We start from the raw sequence: 18,848 nt of genomic DNA on the forward strand, positions 1-18,848 counted from the left end.
CGTTTCCTACAGGTCACACGCCATATAGGTAGGAAACAAGGAACTCAGCCATGAAAAATGCCGAAACCCCGGTGGTGAAAGTGGTGCTCTATGGTGCCATGAGTAGCCTGGGCAGTGCGCTGATGGCTGAAATGCTGCGGCGCCAGCATGAAGTGATCGCGATCCTCGATGACCTGACGGCGCTGGCGCCACGACCGGGTCTGCGTACCAAGAATGGCGATCTGTTCGACGCCGAACGGGTCAAGCAAAGCGTGGCCGGTTGTTCGGCGGTGATCTGTTTACTGGACGCACCAGGGCTGCCGATCAACAGCGAACACGTGGAAAAAACCATCGTGCCCGGCCCGGTCGAGCAGGTGCTGGCGGTGGATGCGTTGATCGACGGCATGCAAGCCGCCGGCATTGGCCGCTTGTTTGTGGTGGGGCATTTTGAGGAGCTGGACGAGCCCGAGGTGGAGGACGACCTGCAGCACCACGCTGCCGAGGAAATCCTCGATGCCCTGCAAAGCAGCGGCCTGCAATGGACGTTGGTCGATGCGCCGCGCGGCGTTGCCGGGCTGACCATCGAGCATTTCAGTCAGGTCAGCACCAGCCTGGAGCCGGGTCTGGCCGAACCGCTTGAGCGGTTGAACCGGGTCGCCATCGGTATTGCCGATGAGCTGCGGTTGAACCTGCATGTGGCCGAGCATGTGAGTTTTGTGGCGGCTTCCGAACCGTAAATGATCGCAGCCTGCGGCAGCTCCTACAGGGGTCGGCATCGCTTATTTGCCGTACACGATCCTGTAGGAGTTGCCGAAGGCTGCGATCTTTTGCCCTTTACACCGCAATCGACGGAAACGGCAAACCGGTCAACGATTGCGCACTGCTGGCCTGTTCCGCCATTAACCAGTCCACAAATTGTTTAATCAGCACGCCCCGGCGTTTGCGCTGGGGCAACACCACGTAATAACCCAATCGGGATATCACCGTGTCGGCAATCGGCCGACACAACAAACCCTGGGCCAGCAAGTTATCCACAAGGTGCCGCCAACCGATGGCCACGCCCTGGCCGCCAATCGCGGCCTGGATCAACAAGGTGTAATTGTCGAAACGCAGCTGTCCCGGCGCTGGCGCCGAAGTTATCCCCAGCTCACGGAACACGCCGCTCCAGTCGAACCAGTTGCTGCTGTTTTCACCGCGCAGGTGCAGCAGGGGCAGTTCCAGCAACGACTGGACGGGCAAGGGCAGGGCGCGATCCTTCAACAACAAAGGACTGCACACGGGGAACACTTCCTCGCTAAACAACCAATGGCTTTCACCCTGTTTAAAACGCCCGTCGCCAAACAACACCGCGACGTCGATATCGGTGCGCAGCATGTTGTGATTACGTTCGCTGGTGACGAGGCTGACATCGACTTGAGGATTGGCTTCGTGAAAGCGATGCAGGCGCGGCATCAGCCAATAAGCGGCGAACGCGAAATCGGTGGCGACTTGCAGCACCTCATGGGATTGCTGTGCGCTGATCGCGGTCAATCCGGCGTCGATATTCTGCAAACCGAGCTTAACTTGCTCGAAAAGTATCATCCCGGTCTCGGTCAGTTCAATACCGCGATAGATGCGATCAAACAGCCGTGTGCCCAGTTGTTCCTCCAACCGCTTGATCTGCTGGCTGATCGCCGGCTGAGTAGTGCCAAGTTCCACCGCAGCGGCGGTAAAGCTGTGCTGACGCGCCGCTGATTCGAAAGCGCGCAACAGATCGAGGGACAAATCACCGAGGGCGTCATACATAAGCTGTGCTTATCCTAGTCATTGCCTGGCATGGGCTTTACCACAAAGAGCATGGCCTACATGCTCGGTCGCAGCACTCTCGCATAAATATTCACTATGGAATGCCGCGATCACATGAAGCGCAAGAATATTCTTTTCATCATGGCCGATCAGATGGCCGCGCCAATGTTGCCGTTCTACGGCCCTTCGCCCATCAAACTCCCGAATCTCAGTCGCCTCGCCGCCGAAGGCGTGGTGTTCGACGCCGCGTATTGCAACAGCCCGTTGTGCGCGCCGTCGCGCTTTACCCTGGTCAGCGGTCAGTTGCCGAGCAAGATTGGCGCTTACGACAACGCCGCCGATTTCCCCGCCGACGTCCCGACCTATGCCCACTACCTGCGTCGCCTCGGCTACCGCACCGCGCTGTCGGGCAAGATGCATTTCTGCGGCCCGGACCAACTTCACGGCTACGAAGAACGCCTGACCAGTGACATCTACCCGGCCGACTACGGCTGGTCGGTGAACTGGGACGAACCGGACGTGCGTCCGACCTGGTTCCACAACATGTCGTCTGTGCTGCAAGCCGGGCCGTGCGTGCGCACCAATCAACTGGATTTCGACGAAGAGGTGGTATTCAAGGCCCAGCAGTACTTGTTCGATCACATTCGCGAGGACGGCGATCAGCCGTTTTGCCTGACCGTGTCGATGACCCACCCACACGACCCGTACACCATTCCCAAGGCTTTCTGGGATATGTACGACGACGCCGACATCCCGTTGCCTACAACCCCAGCGCAGACGGAACTCGATCCGCACTCCCAGCGTTTACTCAAGGTCTACGATCTATGGGACAAGCCGCTGCCTGTGGATAAGATTCGCGACGCCCGCCGTGCGTATTTTGGTGCGTGCAGCTATATCGACAGCAACGTCGGCAAACTCCTGCAAACCCTCGAAGAAACAGGCCTGATCGATGACACCATCATCGTTTTCTCTGGCGACCATGGCGACATGCTCGGCGAGCGTGGTCTCTGGTACAAAATGCACTGGTTCGAAATGGCCGCCCGCGTGCCCCTGTTGATCAGTGCGCCTGGGCAATTCGGGGCGGGCCGGGTCAGTGCGGCGGTGTCCACGGCGGATCTGCTGCCAACCTTCGTCGAACTGGCTGGCGGTTCTTTGGAAGCCAATTTGCCGCTGGACGGCCGCTCGCTGGTGTCGCACCTGCAAGGGCAGGGCGGTCACGACGAGGTGTTCGGCGAATACATGGCCGAAGGCACCATCAGCCCATTGATGATGATTCGTCGCGGGGCCTACAAATTCATCTACAGCGAAGACGACCCGTGTCTACTCTTCGACGTACAGAACGACCCACGCGAACAGGAAGAACTCAGCCAGTCGCCGCAACATCGCCAACTGTTCGACGATTTTCTCGCTGAAGCCCGGGCCAAATGGAATATTCCGGCGATCCACCAACAGGTCCTCGACAGCCAGCGGCGCCGGCGTTTTGTTGCCGACGCCCTGACTATCGGCAAGCTGAAGAGCTGGGATCACCAGCCGCTGGTAGACGCCAGTCAGCAGTACATGCGCAACCACATCGACCTTGATGACCTGGAGCGCAAAGCACGTTATCCACAACCCTGCCAAAACCAATAATGTGAAGGGGAAGTCCATGCAAAGGTTATCCACAGTACTAACGGTCGGGCTTCTGGCTCTGGGCAGTGCATCGGCGTACGCCGACCAGAGCTGCGAGACAGTGAAAATGGCCGATCCGGGTTGGAGCGACATCGCCGCGACCAACGCCATCACCGGGTTTCTGCTGGACGGCATGGGCTACAAGGCCAAAGTCGACACCCTCGCGGTGCCGATCACCTTTGGCGGTTTGAAGGATGGTCAGGTCGACGTCTTTTTGGGTAATTGGATGCCGGCGCAGCAGGGCTTCTACGACAAGTTCGTCGCCACGGGTGACGTGACGCAACTGGCGAAAAACCTCGACGGCACCGAGTTCACCCTGGCGGTGCCGGACTACGTCTGGGACGCGGGTGTGCATAATTTTGCCGACCTGAACAAATACGCCGACAAGTTCGACAAGAAGATCTACGGCATCGGCTCCGGCGCCCCGGCGAACATCTCGCTGCAGGACATCATCAAGAAGAACGACTTCGAACTCGGCCAGTGGAAGCTGATCGAGTCCAGCGAGCAGGCGATGCTGGCCGAAGTGTCCCGCGCCGTGAAGAAACAGAAGTTCGTGACCTTCCTCGGCTGGACCCCGCACCCGATGAACGTGCAGTTGAAAATGCATTACTTGAAGGGCGGCGAGAAGTATTTCGGCGACACCGGAGCGGTTTATACATTGACCCGCAAAGGTTATGCACAGGCCTGCCCGAACGTCGGCAAACTGCTCACCAACCTGAGTTTCACCCAGGAAATGGAGAACAGCATCATGGCCGAGGTGGTGAACAAGAAGGTCAGCAATGCTGAGGCGGTGAAGGCGTGGATCAAGGCCAATCCGGCAGTGCTGGATAAATGGCTGGATGGCGTGAAGACCGTGGATGGCAAGGATGCGTTGGGGGCGGTGAAAGCCAAGCTTTGATTGGTGATCCTGGGGTTGTGTTGGACTCAGGATCGACCCCTCTCCCCAGAGGGGAGACGGGGAAAGGGAGCCGATCTTCATGCTGTTCTTAACCTGAGATCGACTCGGGCGTTCAGGTCGATGTAGCTCCAGAGAACAACACGGTCAGTCCCCTCGCCCCTTTGGGGAGAGGGTTAGGGAGAGGGGTCGATCGAACTGGCACCCCTCACACCCTGTTACCCTTTGCGCAAACTCCCACCCGAGAGGACCCATGGCCTTCCCCAGCCGCCATTCACTCTTCCCGTTTCTCAGTTGGCTACCGCGCCAGACCCGCGCCAGTGTCGGCCGCGATCTGATCGTCGGCCTCAGCGGTGCGATTCTCGCGCTGCCGCAGTCTATTGCCTACGCGCTGATCGCCGGTCTCCCACCGGAATACGGTTTATATGCCGCCATCATCCCGGTGCTGATCGCCTGTCTGTGGGGTTCGTCGTGGCATCTGATCTGCGGTCCTACGGCGGCGATTTCCATCGTCCTGTACGCCAGCGTCAGTCCACTGGCAGTGCCGGCGTCCCAGGACTACATCACCTTGATCCTGCTTCTTACGCTCCTGGCCGGGATTTTCCAGTGGTTGTTGGGAATGCTGCGTTTCGGCGCGCTGGTTAATTTCGTCTCGCACTCGGTGGTGCTGGGCTTCACCCTCGGCGCGGCGGTGGTAATCGCCATTGGGCAGATGCCGAACCTGTTGGGGATGGCCTTGCCCAATCAGGCCACGGCGCTCAACAGCCTGATGACCTTGATCATGCACCTCGGGGCTGTGGATAAACCGTCGCTGGTGCTGGGCCTGGCCACGGTGGTGGTCGGTATCGTTCTGAAACTGCTGCTGCCGCGCTGGCCGACGCTGTTGATCACGCTGGTGCTAAGCGGTTTGCTGGTCTGGTTCTGGCCCGCGATGTTCGGCCATGTGAAATTGGTCAGCGCGTTTTTCGGACGGCTGCCGCCCTTCAGCGCGCTGCCGCTGGATTTGGACTTGATCCTGCGTCTGCTGCCCAGCGCAGTGGCGGTCGGCATGCTCGGGCTCGTGACCAGTCTGTCGATTGCCCGTTCCCTGTCGGCCCGTTCGCAACAGTTACTCGACGCGAATCAGGAAGTCCGCGCCCAGGGTCTGTCGAACATGGTCGGTGCGTTTTTTTCCGGATCGTTGTCAGCCGGTTCTTTCACCCGCTCGGGCCTGAGCTACGAAGCAGGCGCCTGTTCGCCGCTAGCCGGGGTGTTCTCGGCGTTGTGGGTGGCGCTGTTCGCGATCTTCGGTGCCGGGTTGATCGCGCACATTCCGATTCCGGCCATGGCCGGCAGCATTCTGTTGATCGCCTGGGGCTTGGTGGACCATCGCGGCATTCGCGCCTTGCTGCGGGTCAGCCGCGCCGAATTCGCAGTCATGGCCCTGACCTGTGTCGCCACGTTGCTGCTGGAATTGCAGACGGCGATCTATGCCGGGGTGCTGGCGTCGCTGTTCTTCTACCTCAAGCGCACCTCGCAACCGCGGGTGCAGCACTGGCGTGATGGCGATGAAGATATTCTGCGGGTCGGCGGCTCGATCTTCTTTGGCGCCAGCCATTACCTGCAAGTGCGCCTGCAACGGATGCACGGCGCGCGGGTGGTGATCGAGGCGCAGCAGATCAACTTCATCGACTATTCGGGGGTGGAAATGTTGCACCAGGAAGCGCGGCGGCTGTTGCGTCAGGATCGCAGCCTGACCTTGCGCGGTGCACGGCCGCCGGTGGTGGAGGAGTTGCGCAAGCTCGAAGGGGCGGAGAAGTGCCCGATCCGGTTTGAGGACTGAAAAGATCGCAGCCTTCGGCAGCTCCTACAGTGGATTGGCGTTCACCCTGTAGGAGCTGCCGAAGGCTGCGATCTTTTGATTTTGCTCTTACAAGGCCAATTGGCGACGAAGCTCGGCCAACACTGGCGCCGTATCCGGCCGCACGCCGCGCCACAGGAAAAAGGCTTCCGCCGCCTGCTCGGCCAGCATCCCCAACCCGTCCATCACCACCGCCGCGCCGTGTTCGCTGGCCCAACGGCAGAACGAGGTCGGTTCCTTGCCGTACATCATGTCGTAGCACAGCGTTCTGCCCGGCTCGATCAAGCTTCCGGCAATCGGCGGTACATCGCCTGACAGGCTGGCGGACGTGGCGTTGATGATCAGGTCCACCGGCTCCTGCAACCAATCGAAGCCACTGGCGGACACCGGTCCCAGGTCGGCAAACAATTGCGCCAGCAACTCGGCTTTTTCCACCGTGCGGTTGGCGATGATCAGCGACGCCGGTTGTTCGGCCAGCAATGGCTCCAAGGCACCGCGCACCGCGCCGCCAGCACCCAGTAGCAGGATGCGTTTGCCCTTGAGGCTGAAATGGGCGTTGACCGTCAGGTCGCGCACCAGCCCGGCGCCGTCGGTGTTGTCGCCCAACAACGTGCCGTCGGCCAGTTTGCTCAAGGTGTTGACCGCACCGGCCCGCTGCGCACGCGGCGTCAGGCTGTCGGCCAGGCGATAGGCGTCTTCCTTGAACGGCACGGTGACATTTGCCCCATGGCCTTCAGCAAAAAATGCCCGGGCGAAGTCGGAAAAGTCGTCGAGCGGCGCCAGCGAGGTGCTGTAGTCCAACGGCTCACCGGTCTGCTCGGCAAACAGACGATGGATCAGCGGCGACTTGCTGTGGCCAATCGGGTTACCGAAAACGACGTAACGATCCATCAGAATTCCTCTCAGGCCTTGGCCAACCAATCGCGATCTTGCAGGAAGTACTCGGTCAGGCGCGCTTCGTCGCTGCCCGGTTCGGCTTTCCAGTCATAGCCCCAGCGCACTTGCGGCGGCAGGGACATCAGGATCGACTCGGTACGTCCGCCCGATTGCAAACCGAACAACGTGCCACGGTCGTAGACCAGGTTGAACTCGACGTAGCGGCCACGGCGGAATTCCTGGAACTCACGCTGTTTGGCGGTGAACGCATCGTTCTTGCGGCGTTGTACGATCGGCAGATAAGCCTCGATGAAGGCGTCACCGATTGCGCGCATGAAGGCGAAACTGGTGTCGAAGTCCCACTCGTTCAAGTCATCAAAAAACAAGCCACCGATGCCTCGCGGCTCATGGCGATGCTTGATGTGGAAATAGGTGTCGCACCAGGCCTTGTAGCGCGGATAAACGTCCGGCCCGAACGGCGCGCAGGCTTTTTCGGCAACGCGGTGCCAGTGCACGCAATCTTCTTCATTGCCGTAGTAAGGGGTCAGGTCGAAGCCGCCGCCAAACCACCAGACCGGTTCTTCACCTTCTTTTTCCGCAATGAAAAAGCGCACGTTGGCGTGGGACGTCGGGACGTGGGGGTTGTGCGGGTGAATCACCAGCGAAACGCCCAGCGCTTCAAAGCCGCGCCCGGCCAGTTCCGGCCGATGGGCGCTGGCGGACGGTGGGAGACCGCTGCCAAAGACGTGGGAAAAGTTGACGCCGCCCTTTTCGATCACCGTGCCGTTTTCGATGACCCGGGTGCGACCGCCACCGCCGGCAGGGCGGGTCCAGGCGTCTTCAACGAAGCGCGTGCCGCCGTCCTCGGTTTCCAGAGCGGCGCAAATGCGGTCTTGCAGGTCGAGCAGGTAGGCTTTTACGGCCTCGGTGCGGGTCGTCATGTCATCACCTTGAATCGGGCAAAACTACGCGGCGCGCCATGGGAGCGGGGGCCGGCGCAAATGGGCGCGTAGCATAACATTGCAGGCAGGCGCGCCGCAGTTGACGAAGATCAAGCTTAGGAGTCCGATAGGGAGCTTCGTAATGCGACCTAAGGAGAGTTCTGATGGCAAAGCGTATTCAATTCCGCGCCCATGGCGGCCCCGAAGTGCTCGAGTATGTCGATTACCAACCCGCCGAGCCCGGCCCGCAGCAAGTGCGTGTCACCAATAAGGCCATCGGCCTGAACTTCATCGATACCTATTTCCGCAGCGGCCTCTATCCGCCGCCGGCATTGCCGTCGGGCCTGGGCTCGGAAGGCGCGGGCGTGGTCGAAGCGGTGGGCAGCGATGTCACCCGCTTCAAGGTCGGCGATCGCGTGGCCTACGGCAGCGGCCCGTTGGGCGCCTACAGCCAGGTTCACGTCTTGCCGGAAGCCAATCTGGTGCTGCTGCCGGACGCCATCAGCTTCGAACAGGCCGCCGGTGTGATGCTCAAGGGCCTCACCGTGCAGTACCTGTTGCGTCAGACTTATGAACTCAAGGGCGGCGAAACCATCCTGTTCCACGCGGCGGCGGGCGGTGTCGGTTCCCTGGCGTGCCAGTGGGCCAAAGCATTGGGCGTGAAGCTGATCGGCACCGTCAGTTCGGCGGAGAAAGCCGCACTGGCCAAGGCCAACGGCGCCTGGGCGACCATCGATTACAGCCACGAAAACGTCGCACAACGGGTGCTGGAATTGACTGACGGGAAAAAAGTCCCGGTGGTGTACGACGGCGTGGGCAAGGACACTTGGCTGACGTCGCTGGACAGCGTGTCGCCTCGGGGCCTGGTGGTGAGTTTCGGTAATGCCTCGGGTGCGGTGGACGGGGTGAACCTGGGGATTCTGTCGGCGAAGGGTTCGCTGTACGTGACCCGGCCGACCCTGGCGACTTATGCCAATAACGCCGAGAACCTGCAGCGCATGGCGGATGAGCTGTTCGAGATGATCATCAGTGGCAAGGTGACGGTGGATATCAGCCAGAAGTATCCGTTGGCTGAAGCGGCGAAGGCACAGACCGAGTTGTCGGCGCGGCGGACGACGGGGTCGACTGTTCTGTTGCCTTGAGGACGCCTTCGCGGGCAAGCCTCGCTCCTACAAGGTCGAGTCGTTCACACACCATGAGAACGACTCAAACCTGTAGGAGCGAGGCTTGCCCGCGAAGAACGATGACGCGGTATCAGCCCTGACGCACCACATGCCCCGTCGCCAGATCCCGAATCACACTCGGGTTCTTGCGCCCGCCCAGATTCCCACCCAGCACGCCATCGATTTGCCCACGGAAATACTGCTCGACGCGAATCCGCGTGCGCGCGGCCGGCCGACCTTGCGGGTTGGCGGAGGTGGACACCAGCGGCCCGACCAACGCACACAAATCCCGCACCAACGGATGATCGCTGACCCGCAGCGCTACCGTTTCATGCATACCGGTAATCCATAGCGGCAACAGATTCTGGTGCGGTACCAGCCAGGTGTTCGGTCCTGGCCAGGTGCTGGCCATACGGTCCATCCACAGTTCCGGGAAATCTTCGAAGAGGAAGTCGAACTGGCGAATGTTGTCGGCGACCAGGATCAGGCCTTTTTCCATGGACCGGCCCTTGATCATCAATAAACGCTCAACCGCCTCTTCGTCCCACGGGTCGCAACCCAGGCCCCAGACGGCTTCGGTTGGGTAGGCAATCACCGCTCCTGCGCGAATTGCTTGTGCGGCTTGTTGCACCCGCCAGCTGTTGACCATGAAAAACTCTCCGGAATAAGGCTCTGCGCAGTTTACCGATCTTCCTTATAAAACCTAGCTCACCCGCGCAAACCAGCGCCCGTTTTCGCACACCGCCCGACCGTCCATTTCCAATTCCGTCAACGCCGCCAGCACTTTGGGCAAGGCCCAGCCGCTGCTGTGTGCCAACGCTTCGCTGGTGTGGGGCGCGGCGTGCAGCAACATCAGCAGCGGATGAGTTGCCTGCGGTGTTTCGGTGGACAACGGCAACTGCTGCCAGCCGCGCAACGCTTCGAGGATATGTTCGATGGTTTCCACCAACAGCGCACCGTCGCGGATCAATTGATGACAGCCCTTGGCGCCGGGGTGATGAATTGATCCGGGAATCGCATACACCTCCCGACCTTGCTCCGCCGCAAGCCTGGCGGTAATCAACGAACCACTGGCCACACTGGCCTCCACCACCAGCACGCCGAGGGACAAACCGCTGATGATCCGGTTGCGCCGGGGAAAGTTGCTGGCGGTCGGGCCGGCGTCCAGCGGGAACTCCGAAAGCACCGCGCTGCCCGAGGCAATCATGGCGTCTGCCAGCCGCCGGTTGCGCTGTGGATAAAACTTTTCAAGACCCGTGCCAAGCACGCCGACCGTTTGGCCGCCCACGTCCAAAGCCGCTTGGTGCGCGGCAGCATCAATGCCCAAGGCCAGACCGCTGGTAATGACGAATCCGGCACCGGCCAGACTGCGGGAAAACGCGGCGGCGGTGTCCATGCCCGGCCTCGATGCGCGGCGACTGCCGACCATCGCCAGTTGCGGTTTTTCCAGGATCTGCGGATCCCCAGCGACGAACAACAGCGGCGGTGCGTCGCTGATTTCTGCGAGCAACGCCGGGTACTCGGGCTGGTCCCACATCAGCAAATGCTGGCCCGGACGCTCTAGCCAGGCCAATGCGTGGCTGGCGCCGTCGCGGATTTCACCGGAGCGTCGGGCCTCGGCGCTGGCTGCCGGCAACCCCAGTGCACGCCAGGCACTGGCCGGTGCGCTGATGGCTTTTGACGCCGAGCCGAAGGCTCCAAGCAGTTTTTTAAATCGCGCCGGCCCCAGCTCAGGCAAGCGATGCAGACGTAAACGCGCCTCCAGTTCCGCAGGGGAAACCGGGGTAAAAGCAGAGAGCGACATGGATCATCCTTGATCGTTATGAGCCCCGTTCAAACGGGAATAAGCTGTGGATAACTCTGTTGGTAACTTGTGGAGCAGGCTAAGGATTTCGCACCTTATCCAGCACTGCCAAGGAGCGCGATGCGTTGAGGACCAACCCGTAACTAAGTTTGTCGTAGGTGCGGAAAACCATCAGCAAACCGGCGCGCTCATCGGGGATTTTCAGCGGCTGGCCGGTGACCCGGTCGCGCACGGTTTCGCCGGTTTTCATCACCACCAGCACGTTGCCCTCGGCCAGCCCATCCCGTTGCCCCTTGTTCAGCGTGACCACGTCCATCGCACCAATCTGCGTGACGCCGCGTGGCACATCGATGATCAGGCCGTTGATCTCGGTTTTCGGCGCGCTGGGCATGAAGGTCGAATTGATCGCTCGCTCTTCGCCGCTGAACAAACGGTCGCCGAGGCGCACTTCCTGGGTGGTACGTTGCAGCGCCAGGGTGGCGACATCGCCTTCGGTCGCGACAATTTCGCCGCCGCCAATGTCGTCGGCGTTGATCCCCAGGAACTCCTTGCTCTGCGGATCGGTGTAGACCTTGCCCTGGCGGAAGATGCCGTACACCGGCTGGTTCGGGTCGAAATGCCCACGCGCGAAAATGCGGTCACCGGTGCCACTGAGCACCCGCTCGGCATCGCCGGCGACGATGTAAGGCGCCTTGTCGAAGTCCTCGACCTTGTCGACGATGCGGTTGCTCAGCAGAAAACTGTTGATCGATTGCAGCGGAATGCTCGGGATCGCATCGGCCACCGGGCTGCTGCGGATCCGTGGCGAGAGTTTGATGGTGCCCCGGGACTCGCCGCGATTGAGGGTCAGGCGAGGCTGGCCGTTGACGTAGACCAGCGTCAGCGAGTCGCCCGGATAGATGAGATTGGGGTTCTGGATCTGTGGATTGACTTGCCACAGCTCGGGCCATTTCCACGGCTCACGCAGAAATTTCCCGGAGATGTCCCAAAGTGTGTCCCCCCTTACCACCGTGTATTGCTGCGGAAAACCTTCCTTGAGTTGCACTTGCCCGTGCGCCAAACCGGCCGAGGCCAGAAGGAGCAAGGCGAGTAGTGATTTCCTCATGCGGTGAATCCCTTTATTATGTGCGTTCGCGTAAAACGCCAGAGCCCCCGTGGCTCGCTCCTGGCTCTTGTCAAAGAAAGGAGCTACGTTTTACAACGGTAGCCTGCATCTTCGGACCCGCCAGGCCATCGACCCGACTTTACCTCACACGTGCAGCAATTAAGCTTATGGCCATTTTAGACATCCTCGAATTTCCCGACTCGCGCCTGCGCACTATCGCCAAACCTGTGGCCGTAGTGGACGACGAAGTGCGTCAGTTGGTCGATGACATGTTTGAAACAATGTATGAAGCGCCAGGCATCGGCCTCGCCGCGACCCAGGTCAACGTGCACAAACGTATCGTCGTGATGGACCTCTCCGAAGACCGTAGCGAACCGCGGGTGTTCATCAACCCCGAGTTCGAAACCCTGACCGACGAGATGGAGCAATACCAGGAAGGCTGCCTCTCGGTGCCGGGCTTCTACGAAAACGTCGATCGCCCGCAAAAGGTCAGGATCAAGGCCCTGGACCGCGACGGCCAACCTTACGAACTGATCGCCGAAGGCCTGCTCGCCGTGTGCATCCAGCATGAATGCGACCACCTCAACGGCAAGTTGTTCGTCGATTACCTGTCCAATCTCAAACGCGACCGAATCAAGAAGAAACTGGAAAAGCTCCATCGCCAGAACGCTTGATGCCCTCCTTTCAAAGGCTTGCTGCGGCAAGCCTTTTTCTTTTGCGACTGCTTTGTAATAGAGAGTTTCCATGACTGAGCCACTGCGCATCGTCTTTGCCGGCACCCCGGAATTCGCCGCCGAACACCTCAAGGCCCTGCTCGCCAGCCCTTATGAGATCGTCGCGGTCTACACCCAACCGGACCGTCCGGCGGGTCGCGGGCAAAAACTGATGCCGAGCCCGGTCAAGCAGTTGGCTCTGGAAAACAATATCCCGGTGCTGCAACCGCCAACCCTGCGCAACGAAGAGGCCCAGGCAGAACTGGCCGCATTGAAGCCGGATTTGCTGGTGGTGGTCGCCTACGGCCTGATCCTGCCGCAAGTGGTGCTGGATATTCCGCGCCTGGGCTGCATCAACAGCCACGCCTCGCTGCTGCCACGCTGGCGCGGTGCGGCGCCGATCCAGCGTGCCGTCGAAGCGGGCGACAGCGAAAGCGGCGTAACCGTGATGCGCATGGAACTGGGCCTCGACACCGGGCCGATGCTGCTGAAAGTCACCACGCCGATCACCGGCGAAGACACTGGGGGCAGCCTCCACGACCGTTTGGCGCAAATGGGCCCACCGGCAGTGGTTCAAGCGATTGCTGGCCTCGCCGCCGGCACGCTGGAAGGCGAAGTGCAGGACGACAGCCTCGCCACCTACGCACACAAATTGAACAAAGACGAAGCACGCATCGACTGGAGCCGTCCGGCGGTTGAGCTGGAACGCCTGGTTCGCGCCTTCAACCCTTGGCCGGTCACCCACAGCCCCCTGAACGGCGAAGCACTGAAAGTGTTGGCCGCGAGCCTCGCCGAAGGGCAGGGCGCGCCGGGGGAAATCCTCGGCGCCAGCAAGGACGGTTTGATCGTCGCCTGCGGCGAGCAGGCCTTGTGCCTGACCCGTCTGCAATTGCCCGGCGGCAAGGCGCTGAACTTCAGCGATTTGTTCAACAGCCGTCGTGAGAAATTCGCCATCGGCACCGTGCTCGGTCAAGCGGCGGACGCTCAATGAACCCGCGTCTGGCCGCCGCCAAGGCACTCGCCGCTGTCCTGAACGGAAAAGCCTCGCTCAACAGTTCATTGCCGACACAAATGGACAAGGTCGAAGACCGCGATCGCGGCTTCACCCAGGACCTGGCGTTCGGCACCGCGCGCTGGCAGCCACGCTTGTCGGCGCTGGCCGCCAAATTGTTGCAGAAGCCATTCAAGGCTGCCGACGCCGATGTCGAGGCGTTGTTGCTGGTCGGCCTCTATCAACTGCTTTACACCCGCGTCCCGGCCCACGCCGCCATCGGCGAAACCGTCGGTTGCGCCGACAAGCTGAAAAAGCCCTGGGCCAAAGCCTTGCTCAACGCCGTGCTGCGTCGCGCCCAACGGGAAAGCGAAGCGCTGCTGGCGGAGCTCGAACACGATCCGGTGGTGCGCACCGCCCACCCGCGCTGGCTGCAAAAATCCCTGAAGGCTTTCTGGCCTGAGCAGTGGGAAGCCATTTGCGCGGCGAACAACGCGCATCCGCCGATGATTCTGCGGGTCAACCGTCGCCATCAGACCCGCGATGCGTATATCGGCTTGCTAAGTGAAGCCGGCATCGCCGCCAACCCGTGCGTTTACAGCCGTGACGGCATCATCCTCGACGCCGCCGCCGACGTGCGCAGCCTGCCGGGTTTCGCCGAAGGCTGGATCAGCGTGCAAGATGAAGCCGCGCAACTGGCCGCCGATTTGCTCGACCTCGCGCCGGGCCAACGGGTGCTCGACGCCTGCTGTGCACCCGGCGGCAAGACCTGCCACATCCTGGAAGCCGAGCCTGCACTGGCCGGCGTGGTGGCGGTGGACCTGGAAGCCAAGCGTCTGGTGCGCGTACGGGAAAACCTTGCACGCCTGGGCCTCAGCGCCGAGCTGATCGCCGCCGACGGCCGCGACACCGCCACCTGGTGGGACGGCAAACCGTTCCAACGGATCTTGCTCGACGCGCCATGCTCGGCCACCGGTGTGATCCGGCGTCACCCGGACATCAAGTTGACGCGCCAACCCGACGACATCGCCGCACTCGCGGTACTTCAGGGCGAACTGCTCGACGCCATGTGGATAACATTGGAAGTCGGCGGGATTCTGCTGTACGCCACCTGCTCGACATTGCCGACCGAGAACACCGAAGTCATCGAAGCCTTCCTCGCCCGCACGCCGGGCGCCCGTGAGCTGGACCTGGCCACCACGGCCGGGATCAAACAGCCTCATGGTCGCCAATTGCTGGCCCAGGAAGGCGGGCACGACGGGTTCTACTACGCCAAGCTGATCAAGATTGCCGCCGCGCGCGGTTAACCGGATTTTCAAGGGAGTGACTGGATGAAGATCATCATCCTCGGCGCGGGGCAGGTCGGCGGTTCGCTGGCGGAACACTTGGCCAGCGAAGCCAACGACATCACCGTGGTCGACACCGATGGCGAACGCCTGCGCGACCTCGGTGATCGGCTGGACATCCGCACCGTGCAGGGCCGCGCGTCGTTCCCGACCGTGCTGCGCCAGGCCGGCGCCGATGACGCCGACATGCTGGTGGCCGTCACCAACAGCGACGAAACCAACATGGTCGCCTGTCAGGTCGCCCACACCCTGTTCCATACGCCGACCAAGATCGCCCGGGTCCGCGAAGCCGCGTACTTGACCCGCGGCGGGCTGTTCAACAACGACGCGATTCCGGTGGATGTGCTGATCAGCCCGGAACAAGTGGTCACCAATTACATCAAGCGGCTGATCGAACACCCCGGCGCCTTGCAGGTGATCGACTTCGCCGAAGGCAAAGCCCAACTGGTGGCGGTGAAGGCATATTACGGCGGGCCGTTGGTGGGTCAGCAGCTGCGGCAGTTGCGCGAACACATGCCGAACGTTGAAACCCGGGTCGCGGCGATTTTTCGCCGCGACCGACCGATCCTGCCCCAGGGCGATACGGTGATCGAAGCCGACGACGAAGTCTTTTTCATCGCCGCCAAAGCGAATATTCGCGCAGTGATGAGCGAAATGCGGCGTCTCGATGAAACCTATAAACGCATTGTCATTGCCGGCGGTGGGCAGATCGGTGAACGACTGGCCGAAGCCATCGAAAGCCGCTATCAGGTGAAGATCATCGAGATGAACCCGGCACGCTGCCGTTACCTCTCGGACACCCTCGACAGCACCGTGGTGTTGCAGGGCAGCGCTTCGGATCGCGACTTGCTGCTGGAAGAGAATATTGCCGACGCCGATATCTTCCTGGCCCTGACCAACGATGACGAAGCGAACATCATGTCGTCGTTGCTGGCGAAGCGCTTGGGCGCGAAGAAGGTGATGACGATCATTAACAACCCGGCCTATGTGGATTTGATCCAGGGCGGCGACATCGACATCGCCATCAGCCCGCAACTGGCGACCATCGGCACTTTGCTGGCCCACGTGCGCCGTGGCGATATCGTCAGCGTGCACTCATTGCGGCGCGGGGCGGCGGAGGCCATCGAGGCGATTGCCCATGGCGATGCGAAGTCGAGCAAGGTGATTGGCAAGGCCATCGAGAACATCGGTTTGCCGCCGGGCACCACCATTGGCGCAATCATTCGTGATGAACAAGTGATCATCGCCCACGACAATACGGTGATCGCGGCGGGGGATCATGTGATTCTGTTTCTTGTGGATAAAAAGCATATTCGGGATGTGGAGAAGCTGTTTCATGTGGGGTTGAGCTTCTTCTGATCCAGCATTTGCGTTGACTGGACTGACCTCTTCGCGAGCAAGCCCGCTCCCACAGGGGGATCTCGGCCGTACACAAAAACTGTGGCCACTGAATATCCACTGTGGGAGCGGGCTTGCTCGCGAAGGCAATCTCACTGAACTTCATCAAACCCCTGACACACCTCAACAAGGAATCCACCCATGATCGAATCCCTGGAAAAAATGCTCGCCAAGGGTGTGGATAACTCACTGCTGCGCTTCGGCCTGGGCAAGGGTTACCTGGATCTTGGGGAAAACGCCAAGGCAGCCGAGCATTTTCAGCGCTGCGTCGAGTTCGATCCGAAGTATTCGGCAGCGTGGAAATTGTTGGGCAAGGCGCATCTGGCGTTGGCGGACTTTGCCGCCGCGCGTCAGGCCTGGGAACACGGTCTGGAAGCCGCCCGCGCCCATGGCGACAAGCAGGCCGAGAAGGAAATGGCGGTGTTTCTGAAGAAACTCGAACGCCAGGCCCACTGATCAGAGATAACGCAGGCCAATCCCTTCGGCATCCACCAGCACCACTTCCATGCGCACGCAGGGTGCGCCTGTGGGTAAGTCCTGCACCTGACCATAAACCAAGGCGCCCTTGGGCAACGCCGACAGCGTCGGATGCTTGACGTAGACCCCCGTTGTCGAAAGATTACGGGTCTGGCCCATGCATTCGCCGAAACTTTCGTGGCTGATCTTGATGCGAAATGATTTGCGGAGTTCGGACATCTTCTGCGCCCTTGCTGAACGTGTTGTGGATAACTTTGTAGGAGCATGGCTTGCCCGCGAAGGCGATATCCCATCCAACATCAATGTTGAATGTGAAGGCCTCTTCGTGGGCAGGCCTTGCTCCTACAGGTTTGGGTTATCCACAGAGCGTGCCAATTCCATCAATACCAGCGTTCTTCGCCGGGTGGACGTTTCTTGAAACGCTTCATGCTCCACATGTACTGGCTCGGATACGCCCCGACGTAGCGTTCCACGACTTTGCTCATGGCAGCACAGGATGTCTCGGTATCCGTGCTGTACATCGCTTCCGGCGCGGCTTCGAGGATCACTTTGTACCCCGAACCGTCCGGCAGGCGCAGGGCATGCAGGAACACACCGACCGCTTTGCCGCCAGCCAACATGTTCGGCACGAATTTGCTGGTCAGGGCCTGGGTGGCGAAGAACGGCACGAAGATCCCGGCGGATTCGGCCGGTTCCGGGTCAGCGGGGATGCCCACTGCACCACCTTTGCGCACTTCCTTGATCACGCTGAGGATGCCTTCCTTGGTGGAAGCCGCCACGCGGTTGCCCAGTTGCACTCGTTGCTTGCGCAGCAAATCGTCCACCGCTTTCAACTTTGGCGGACGATAAAAAATGATCGGTTTGCACTGGCTGCAATAGAAGTGGTTCAACACTTCCCAGTTGCCGAGGTGGCTGGTAATGCCGACCACGCCTTTGCCGGACGCCAACGCATCCTTCAACACGTCGAGGCCTTCGACTTCGCGGACCAGATCGATGGAGCGCTGGGCCGGCCAGATCCAGGCGCAGGCGCTTTCGGTCAGGGACTTGCCGATGTCTTTCAGGCTCTGGCCCACCAGGCGCTCGCGCTCGGCCGGATCCATGTCCGGGAAGCACTTGGCCAGGTTGATCCGCACCACGTCGCGGGAACGGTTGGGGGTTTTCCACATGGCCCAGCCAATCGCCGAGCCCACCGCTTGCACTGCTCGCCACGGAAGCAGGGCAAACAGCCGCAGAGCGCCTACCAGCAAGGCGCCTTTAAACTTATCCACAGGTCACTCCTGATCTTGTGCTGTGTGCGAGGCAGCCATTCTAACCGCCGTTCGCCAGCGTCGCGTAGCGATCGCAATCCTGCGTGTGGTCCATGACCATGCCCGAGGCCTGCATCAGCGCGTAACAAATGGTTGGGCCGACGAACGTGAAGCCGGCCTTTTTCAGGCCTTTGCTCATATCCACGGCGACTGGCGTTACCGCCGGCACTTCGCTGCGATCCTTGAAATGATTGATCACCGGTGTGCCGCCGACGAAGGACCAGAGAAACGTCACCGGGTCTTCCAGCGCCAACCAGGCCTGGGCATTGCGTCGGGCCGCGTTGAGTTTGAGGCGATTACGGATGATGCCGGGATCGAGCATCAATTCATCGATTTCGGCGTCGCTCATCTGCGCCACGCGCTGTACGTCGAAGCCGAACAACACCTCGCGATAACGCTCACGTTTACGCAGCACGGTGATCCAGGAGAGGCCGGCCTGGAACCCTTCGAGCAAAAGCAACTCGAACAATCCCTGCGCATCGCGTAGCGGCGTGCCCCACTCCTGATCGTGATAAGCCATGTACAGCGGATCTTCGGAACACCAAAAGCAGCGTGGCATA

At 60.8% G+C, this 18,848-nt stretch carries 19 protein-coding genes; 10 read left to right on the forward strand and 9 right to left on the reverse strand.

Annotation, left to right across the window (positions count from 1 at the left end; all coding sequences use genetic code 11):
• Positions 1–50: 50 nt before the first annotated feature.
• The gene (locus HB680_RS06080) at positions 51–716 is read left to right on the forward strand and encodes an NAD(P)H-binding protein (protein WP_213937676.1); all 666 of its coding nucleotides are present in this window, start codon (positions 51–53) and stop codon (positions 714–716) included.
• A 97-nt stretch (positions 717–813) separates the two neighbouring features.
• On the opposite strand, the gene HB680_RS06085 is transcribed toward HB680_RS06080, so the two are convergent.
• Positions 814–1,764 (reverse strand): LysR family transcriptional regulator, encoded by a 951-nt coding sequence (locus tag HB680_RS06085; protein WP_213937677.1) that lies wholly within the window; start codon positions 1,762–1,764, stop codon positions 814–816.
• Between the two features lie 114 nt (positions 1,765–1,878).
• Here HB680_RS06085 and betC point away from each other — a divergent pair, with 114 nt between their 5' ends.
• The 3 genes from betC (at position 1,879) to HB680_RS06100 (ending at position 6,149) form a co-directional block, all read left to right on the forward strand.
• Positions 1,879–3,393 carry a choline-sulfatase gene (gene betC, locus HB680_RS06090; protein ID WP_213937678.1) on the forward strand — a complete coding sequence of 505 codons (1,515 nt, stop codon included), beginning with the start codon at positions 1,879–1,881 and terminating at the stop codon, positions 3,391–3,393.
• 16 nt (positions 3,394–3,409) lie between these two features.
• Positions 3,410–4,330, forward strand: a complete 921-nt coding sequence (gene choX, locus HB680_RS06095) for a choline ABC transporter substrate-binding protein (RefSeq protein WP_213937679.1) — start codon at positions 3,410–3,412, stop codon at positions 4,328–4,330.
• A gap of 250 nt (positions 4,331–4,580) precedes the next feature.
• The gene (locus HB680_RS06100) at positions 4,581–6,149 is read left to right on the forward strand and encodes a SulP family inorganic anion transporter (RefSeq protein ID WP_213937680.1); all 1,569 of its coding nucleotides are present in this window, start codon (positions 4,581–4,583) and stop codon (positions 6,147–6,149) included.
• A gap of 87 nt (positions 6,150–6,236) precedes the next feature.
• Here HB680_RS06100 and aroE read toward each other — a convergent pair whose 3' ends face one another.
• Complete coding sequence (gene aroE / locus HB680_RS06105) at positions 6,237–7,058, reverse strand: shikimate dehydrogenase (RefSeq protein ID WP_213937681.1); 822 nt, start codon at positions 7,056–7,058, stop codon at positions 6,237–6,239.
• An 11-nt stretch (positions 7,059–7,069) separates the two neighbouring features.
• Positions 7,070–7,984, reverse strand: coding sequence for an oxygen-dependent coproporphyrinogen oxidase (gene hemF, locus HB680_RS06110; protein WP_213937682.1), 915 nt, complete (start codon positions 7,982–7,984; stop codon positions 7,070–7,072).
• 164 nt (positions 7,985–8,148) lie between these two features.
• Here hemF and HB680_RS06115 point away from each other — a divergent pair, with 164 nt between their 5' ends.
• Positions 8,149–9,126, forward strand: a complete 978-nt coding sequence (locus HB680_RS06115; RefSeq protein WP_213937683.1) for an NADPH:quinone reductase — start codon at positions 8,149–8,151, stop codon at positions 9,124–9,126.
• A 112-nt stretch (positions 9,127–9,238) separates the two neighbouring features.
• Here the strand turns inward: HB680_RS06115 and HB680_RS06120 are convergent, their stop codons facing one another.
• From HB680_RS06120 to HB680_RS06130, 3 genes are all read right to left on the reverse strand, one after another.
• Entirely contained in the window at positions 9,239–9,796 is a 558-nt protein-coding gene (locus tag HB680_RS06120) for an L-threonylcarbamoyladenylate synthase (protein ID WP_213937684.1), read from the reverse strand.
• A 54-nt stretch (positions 9,797–9,850) separates the two neighbouring features.
• On the reverse strand, positions 9,851–10,951 hold the full coding sequence (gene dprA / locus HB680_RS06125; protein WP_213937685.1) for a DNA-processing protein DprA: 1,101 nt from the start codon (positions 10,949–10,951) through the stop codon (positions 9,851–9,853).
• Positions 10,952–11,030: 79 nt separating this feature from the next.
• Positions 11,031–12,056: a LysM domain-containing protein gene (locus tag HB680_RS06130; RefSeq protein WP_213937686.1), complete on the reverse strand. Its 1,026-nt coding sequence runs from the start codon at positions 12,054–12,056 to the stop codon at positions 11,031–11,033.
• A 167-nt stretch (positions 12,057–12,223) separates the two neighbouring features.
• On the opposite strand from HB680_RS06130, the gene def reads away from it, so the two are divergent.
• The 5 genes from def (at position 12,224) to HB680_RS06155 (ending at position 16,960) form a co-directional block, all read left to right on the forward strand.
• On the forward strand, positions 12,224–12,730 hold the full coding sequence (gene def / locus HB680_RS06135; RefSeq protein ID WP_074872237.1) for a peptide deformylase: 507 nt from the start codon (positions 12,224–12,226) through the stop codon (positions 12,728–12,730).
• Between the two features lie 70 nt (positions 12,731–12,800).
• Positions 12,801–13,760: a methionyl-tRNA formyltransferase gene (gene fmt, locus HB680_RS06140; RefSeq protein WP_213937687.1), complete on the forward strand. Its 960-nt coding sequence runs from the start codon at positions 12,801–12,803 to the stop codon at positions 13,758–13,760.
• A complete protein-coding gene (gene rsmB, locus HB680_RS06145) occupies positions 13,757–15,067 on the forward strand; it encodes a 16S rRNA (cytosine(967)-C(5))-methyltransferase RsmB (protein ID WP_213937688.1) in 1,311 nt (436 codons plus the stop codon). Before fmt ends, rsmB begins: the two co-directional genes overlap by 4 nt.
• Before the next feature lie 24 nt (positions 15,068–15,091).
• Entirely contained in the window at positions 15,092–16,465 is a 1,374-nt protein-coding gene (gene trkA / locus HB680_RS06150) for a Trk system potassium transporter TrkA (protein WP_213937689.1), read from the forward strand.
• Between the two features lie 180 nt (positions 16,466–16,645).
• The gene (locus HB680_RS06155; RefSeq protein WP_213937690.1) at positions 16,646–16,960 is read left to right on the forward strand and encodes a tetratricopeptide repeat protein; all 315 of its coding nucleotides are present in this window, start codon (positions 16,646–16,648) and stop codon (positions 16,958–16,960) included.
• Here the strand turns inward: HB680_RS06155 and HB680_RS06160 are convergent, their stop codons facing one another.
• From HB680_RS06160 to tag, 3 genes are all read right to left on the reverse strand, one after another.
• The gene (locus HB680_RS06160) at positions 16,961–17,200 is read right to left on the reverse strand and encodes a PilZ domain-containing protein (RefSeq protein ID WP_213937691.1); all 240 of its coding nucleotides are present in this window, start codon (positions 17,198–17,200) and stop codon (positions 16,961–16,963) included. It lies immediately after the preceding gene.
• A gap of 161 nt (positions 17,201–17,361) precedes the next feature.
• Entirely contained in the window at positions 17,362–18,249 is an 888-nt protein-coding gene (locus HB680_RS06165) for a lysophospholipid acyltransferase (RefSeq protein ID WP_213937692.1), read from the reverse strand.
• A gap of 40 nt (positions 18,250–18,289) precedes the next feature.
• A complete protein-coding gene (gene tag, locus HB680_RS06170) occupies positions 18,290–18,847 on the reverse strand; it encodes a DNA-3-methyladenine glycosylase I (RefSeq protein ID WP_213937693.1) in 558 nt (185 codons plus the stop codon).
• Between the last annotated feature and the right edge of the window lies 1 nt (position 18,848).

The organism is Pseudomonas sp. dw_612 (genome assembly GCF_018449725.1).
Lineage (GTDB): Bacteria > Pseudomonadota > Gammaproteobacteria > Pseudomonadales > Pseudomonadaceae > Aquipseudomonas.

Coding starts and splice junctions, on each gene's coding strand:
- HB680_RS06080 (WP_213937676.1), top strand. CDS start 51: ATGAAAAATGCCGAAACCCCGGTGGTGAAAGTGGTGCTCTATGGTGCC.
- HB680_RS06085 (WP_213937677.1), bottom strand. CDS start 1,764: ATGTATGACGCCCTCGGTGATTTGTCCCTCGATCTGTTGCGCGCTTTC.
- betC (WP_213937678.1), top strand. CDS start 1,879: ATGAAGCGCAAGAATATTCTTTTCATCATGGCCGATCAGATGGCCGCG.
- choX (WP_213937679.1), top strand. CDS start 3,410: ATGCAAAGGTTATCCACAGTACTAACGGTCGGGCTTCTGGCTCTGGGC.
- HB680_RS06100 (WP_213937680.1), top strand. CDS start 4,581: ATGGCCTTCCCCAGCCGCCATTCACTCTTCCCGTTTCTCAGTTGGCTA.
- aroE (WP_213937681.1), bottom strand. CDS start 7,058: ATGGATCGTTACGTCGTTTTCGGTAACCCGATTGGCCACAGCAAGTCG.
- hemF (WP_213937682.1), bottom strand. CDS start 7,984: ATGACGACCCGCACCGAGGCCGTAAAAGCCTACCTGCTCGACCTGCAA.
- HB680_RS06115 (WP_213937683.1), top strand. CDS start 8,149: ATGGCAAAGCGTATTCAATTCCGCGCCCATGGCGGCCCCGAAGTGCTC.
- HB680_RS06120 (WP_213937684.1), bottom strand. CDS start 9,796: ATGGTCAACAGCTGGCGGGTGCAACAAGCCGCACAAGCAATTCGCGCA.
- dprA (WP_213937685.1), bottom strand. CDS start 10,951: ATGTCGCTCTCTGCTTTTACCCCGGTTTCCCCTGCGGAACTGGAGGCG.
- HB680_RS06130 (WP_213937686.1), bottom strand. CDS start 12,056: ATGAGGAAATCACTACTCGCCTTGCTCCTTCTGGCCTCGGCCGGTTTG.
- def (WP_074872237.1), top strand. CDS start 12,224: ATGGCCATTTTAGACATCCTCGAATTTCCCGACTCGCGCCTGCGCACT.
- fmt (WP_213937687.1), top strand. CDS start 12,801: ATGACTGAGCCACTGCGCATCGTCTTTGCCGGCACCCCGGAATTCGCC.
- rsmB (WP_213937688.1), top strand. CDS start 13,757: ATGAACCCGCGTCTGGCCGCCGCCAAGGCACTCGCCGCTGTCCTGAAC.
- trkA (WP_213937689.1), top strand. CDS start 15,092: ATGAAGATCATCATCCTCGGCGCGGGGCAGGTCGGCGGTTCGCTGGCG.
- HB680_RS06155 (WP_213937690.1), top strand. CDS start 16,646: ATGATCGAATCCCTGGAAAAAATGCTCGCCAAGGGTGTGGATAACTCA.
- HB680_RS06160 (WP_213937691.1), bottom strand. CDS start 17,200: ATGTCCGAACTCCGCAAATCATTTCGCATCAAGATCAGCCACGAAAGT.
- tag (WP_213937693.1), bottom strand. CDS start 18,847: ATGCCACGCTGCTTTTGGTGTTCCGAAGATCCGCTGTACATGGCTTAT.